The organism is Ruminiclostridium papyrosolvens C7 (assembly GCF_000421965.1).
In the GTDB taxonomy this organism is placed as follows: domain Bacteria; phylum Bacillota; class Clostridia; order Acetivibrionales; family DSM-1351; genus Ruminiclostridium; species Ruminiclostridium papyrosolvens_A.
Genome location: NZ_ATAY01000099.1, coordinates 1 through 1,039, shown reverse-complemented (window position 1 = coordinate 1,039; position 1,039 = coordinate 1). Strand labels below are relative to the sequence as shown.

Here is a 1,039-nt window from a genome sequence, read left to right as displayed (position 1 = left end):
AGGGTTATTTTTCACAACCAGTGCAGCCCATATGATTACTATGCGGCTAAAGACCCTACTATCGTTTATTATAACGGTAAATACCTTGTTTATTACACAGGTGCAAATAAAAGCGGCGGCTGGCAAATGTGTTTTACATCTGCTAGCACAATTGCAGGACTGAAAACAGCTCCACGTACCTATATGAGTAAAATAGGAGAAAGCTATTTCTGTGCTCCGGAATTGTTCTACTATGAACCTCAGAAATTATGGTACCTTGTTTACCAGGATGGTACATATGGGGCAGCGTACGCTACAACAACAACTCCTGATGATCCGAATTCATGGTCCGGGCCGAAATCCTTTGGCATTTCCGGCAACATGGGGTGGGATTACTATGTAATATGCGATGATCAGTACGCTTATATGTACAATACACCAAGTGACGGATCAGGAAAACTGTATATGAGAAAAACCACTCTGGCGAATTTCCCTAATAAGGGCTGGAGCACACCTACTGTTGCATGCTCAAGTGTCTTTGAAGGAGCAGCCATCTACAAAAGCCTTGCAGACAATCAGTACTATATGCTTATTGAAGCCATGATTGACGGCAGAAGCTACGAGTTGTTTACCTCATCAAGTGCTGGAGGACCTTGGACTCTGGTCAACAATAAATGGGCAACAAGAAGCAATCTTACAAAATATAATTCGGACAAATGGACAACTAATGTATCACACGGTGACTTATACGTGCAGGATACAATCAAAAATTAGAAATTAACGATATAAACAAGGTAGATTTCCTTATTCAGGGTACTAACGATATGACTCCTGAATATCAGCAAATTATCTGGGATCTTGGTCTAATCAGAAATTATACCGGAAGCCCTGATACACCCGTTACCCCAAGATCAGCCTTTGAAAAAATAGAAGCTGAGAGCTGGAATGACCAGTCCGGAATCCAGAATGTAACCTGTGATGAAGGAACCGAGGCTGTAGGTTATACCGAAAACGGAGATTACAGCGTATACAAGAGCATAGATTTCGGCAGTGGTGCTAC

At 42.0% G+C, this 1,039-nt stretch carries 1 pseudogene; it reads left to right on the top strand.

The window, feature by feature from the left end:
* A pseudogene (locus tag L323_RS40440) lies at positions 1-1,039 on the top strand (non-reducing end alpha-L-arabinofuranosidase family hydrolase); the annotation flags it as partial.